A 3,078-nucleotide genomic window follows, 5' to 3' on the forward strand; every position below is an offset into this window, starting at 1 on the left:
CGCTACCGTGGTGGGGCTGGGTGCCTGGGTGCTGGGCATCGGTTCGGTGCTGTCTTTTAACCTGTGGCAGGACAATACGTTCCTGGCGGGTACCTTCTTCGACAACATGGAATTCCTGTCCACCACGGTGATGTTGCCGCTGGGTGGCCTGTTGATTGCCATCTTTGCGGGTTGGGTGATGAAGGAAACCCATGCGCGCAAGGAACTGGGGATCAAGAACTTCAAGCTGTACCTGGTGTGGCGCGCGCTGGTGCGGATTTTCTCTCCGGCGGCGGTGGTCGCCTTGTTTGTGTATTCCATCTGGAGTGCCGTGGCGCCTGCCGATGAGGCTGCCCCGGTGAAGGAACCGGAACCGGTTGCGCCGGCGGCCTCTGAAGCGCCGGGCGTGGCGGCCGGGGCCGAGATCCCTGCGCCAGTGGCAGAGCCCGCGGATGATGCTGAAGACGGTGAGGTGCCGTCGGCGCCGCTGGAGCCAGCACAATGAGTGATGCCATGATTCACGTGGAAGTGACCTATGCGTTGCCGGAAAAGCAGCGTTTGATAGGCCTGGATGTGCCTGAAGGGACCACCATGCTGGAGGCGGCCCGGTTATCGGGTATCGACGAGCAATTTGCCGGCCTGGAGCTGGGCAAGGCGTCCATGGGGGTGTTCGGCAAGGTGGTGGCGAACCCGGCGGGGCATGTACTCAAGGCGGGCGAGCGGGTGGAGATCTACCGCCCGTTGACGGCGGACCCGAAGCTTAATCGCAAGAAACGAGCAAAAGAAAAAGCCTCTGCAGACAAGGGCTGAGAGGCTTTTTTTATAGCGTGGCCGGTCAGCAAGGGGGCCGCTCGCTTATTCGGCCTCATCCTTGCGCTCAGCGGCTTTGCGCTGCAATTCCAGATCATTGCGTCCGGAGGTCTTGGCCTTGAAGTCGTCGATGACTTCACCTTCGTAGCGGCTGTAGGTGCCGTTTTCAAAGTACACGGTGATGCTCTGGCTGACGTTCTCGCCCTTGCCGGGCCGGTAAGTCATTGGGTAGATCCACAGGTCCGGGGTAAACGGGTCGACCAGAGTCGGTGCGCCGAGCACGTAGCGCACTTGCTCCGGTGACATGCCGGGCTGCAGCTCGCTGAGCATATCTTCGGTGACGAAGTTGCCTTGTGGGATATCAATGCGGTAGACGCCGGGGAATCGCAGGGTGCTGCAGCCGGCGGTGGCCAGAAGTGATATCAGTGTCAGTGAAACTAGAATCCGGGGCATGATTTTCGACTTCGCTAAGTGTTCGGGCGATAATACAGACTTGGGAACCCATGACAAACTCCCGTCTGGTAGTCTGGTCCTCTTCATGGACAGTTCACCGGGCGAGGAGTTCGCCTTGGTGCCTCCGGTGGTACAGATTTTCCGCCTTTTTTAAAACCGCCATTGATTGGCAGATGGAGCATACGCATTGGATAATCAGGATCTCAGAAAAGCGGGCCTTAAAGTGACCCTGCCGCGGGTGAAAATCCTGCAGCAACTGGAGAAGTCCGAAGAGCGCCATCTGAGCGCGGAAGACATCTACAAGTCATTGATGGACTCCGGCGAAGACGTGGGGCTGGCCACGGTGTATCGCGTGCTGACCCAGTTCGAGCAGGCTGGCATGGTGCTGCGCCACAATTTCGAAGGGGGCTCAGCCGTTTTCGAGCTGGCCGATGAAGACCATCACGACCACATGGTGTGCATGGAAACCGGCCAGGTGGTGGAATTCATGGATGACGTGATCGAGAAGCGCCAGCACGCCATTGCCGAGGAGCACGGTTACGAAATCGTGGATCACTCGCTGGTGTTGTACGTCAAGCCGAAGAAGAAGTAGTAGCGCCTCACGCAGCACGCTTCATGTCGCACACGGGCGTGGTGCCTGTTGCGTGAAGCATGCTGCGTTTCTTGTCAGGCTGCCTGGGCTTTGCTCAGCATCTCTTTGGCGTGATTGCGGGTGGATTCGGTGATTTCCACGCCACCCAGCATGCGCGCCAGCTCTTCCACCCTTGCGGTCTCGTCCAGCCCCTGAATGCGGGTGTGGGTGGTGTCGTCTCCCTGAATCTTGTGTACCTGCCAGTGCTGGTGCCCCTGGCTGGCGACTTGTGGCTGGTGGGTAATGCACAGCACCTGGGCGTGCTGGCCCAGCTCGCGCAGTAACCGGCCGACGATCTCGGCGACGCCGCCGCCCACGCCCACATCCACTTCATCGAATACCAGGCTTGGCACGGTCAGGTTGCGTGCACAGATCACCTGAATGGCCAGGCTGACCCGCGACAGCTCGCCCCCGGATGCCACCTTGCCCAGCGGTTTGAGCGGCTGGCCGGGGTTGGCGGAGAACAGGAACTCCACCTCTTCCAGGCCGTCGAGTGTGGGGCTGCATTCGCTGAGGCTCGCATCCAGCTGGGCCGCTTTCATGCCCAGGGCGGTGAGTTGTTTCTGTACTTGCTGGCTGAGGGCCTTGGCGGCGCTACGACGCGCCTTGCTGAGTTTGCGTGCGCTGTCCATATAGTGCTGCTGGGCCGACGTTTCCTGCTCGGCCAGGGCGTGCAGGTGGGCGTCCACATTGCCCAGCGCGTCGGACTCGGCCAGCAGGCTGCGGTGATGCTCCACCAGTTCTTCCGGGCGAACGCGATGTTTGCGGGCCAGGGTGTAACACTGGCTCAGGCGCTCTTCCACCTGGCTCAGGCGCGCCGGGTCCAGGTCCAGTTTTTCCAGATAATGGCGCAGATCGTCGGCGGCGGCTTCCACTTGCAGGCGGGCGGATTCCACGGTGTCGGCAATGCTGCCCAGGCCGTCGTCGTTGTTGCGGGCGTCATCCAGCCAGTGGCTGACCTGGCTGAGGTGGTCGTTGCAGGTGCCCTCCTCGCCTTCATAAAGCGCGTTCAATGATTGCTGGCAGACGCGGATCAGGCTTTCTGCGTTGCCCAGCCGCTGCTGCTCTTGCTCCAGTTGTTCGAGCTCGCCGTCTTGCAGGGCGAGGGCGTCCAGCTCTTCCAGCTGGAAACGCAGCAGCTCTTCTTTCTCGTTCTGTTCGCGGGCCTGGTTTAGGGCCTCGTCGTGGGCGCGGCGGGCCTTCTG

Annotated in this window: 4 protein-coding genes and 1 pseudogene; 3 read left to right on the plus strand and 2 right to left on the minus strand. The window is 61.1% G+C overall.

What is annotated here, in order from left to right; genetic code table 11:
- Both A3754_RS27840 and A3754_RS17615 read left to right on the plus strand, forming a co-directional pair.
- Positions 1-484: pseudogene (locus A3754_RS27840) on the plus strand (sodium-dependent transporter); the annotation flags it as partial.
- On the plus strand, positions 481-789 hold the full coding sequence (locus tag A3754_RS17615; protein ID WP_063520747.1) for an RnfH family protein: 309 nt from the start codon (positions 481-483) through the stop codon (positions 787-789). The pseudogene A3754_RS27840 and the gene A3754_RS17615, both read left to right, overlap by 4 nt.
- A 45-nt stretch (positions 790-834) precedes the next feature.
- Here the strand turns inward: A3754_RS17615 and A3754_RS17620 are convergent, their stop codons facing one another.
- Positions 835-1,242: an outer membrane protein assembly factor BamE gene (locus tag A3754_RS17620; RefSeq protein WP_063520748.1), complete on the minus strand. Its 408-nt coding sequence runs from the start codon at positions 1,240-1,242 to the stop codon at positions 835-837.
- A gap of 187 nt (positions 1,243-1,429) precedes the next feature.
- Here A3754_RS17620 and fur point away from each other — a divergent pair, with 187 nt between their 5' ends.
- Positions 1,430-1,834 carry a ferric iron uptake transcriptional regulator gene (gene fur, locus A3754_RS17625; RefSeq protein WP_007149572.1) on the plus strand — a complete coding sequence of 135 codons (405 nt, stop codon included), beginning with the start codon at positions 1,430-1,432 and terminating at the stop codon, positions 1,832-1,834.
- A 74-nt stretch (positions 1,835-1,908) separates the two neighbouring features.
- Here fur and A3754_RS27845 read toward each other — a convergent pair.
- The coding region (locus tag A3754_RS27845) for a DNA repair protein RecN (protein WP_063520749.1) at positions 1,909-3,078 on the minus strand (1,170 nt) is incomplete at its 5' end.

The organism is Alcanivorax sp. HI0083, assembly GCF_001635175.1.

What these genes read in the sequence shown, in the direction of transcription:
- A3754_RS17620 (WP_063520748.1), bottom strand. Translation starts at nt 1,242, where the DNA reads ATGCCCCGGATTCTAGTTTCACTGACACTGATATCACTTCTGGCCACC.
- A3754_RS17615 (WP_063520747.1), top strand. Translation starts at nt 481, where the DNA reads ATGAGTGATGCCATGATTCACGTGGAAGTGACCTATGCGTTGCCGGAA.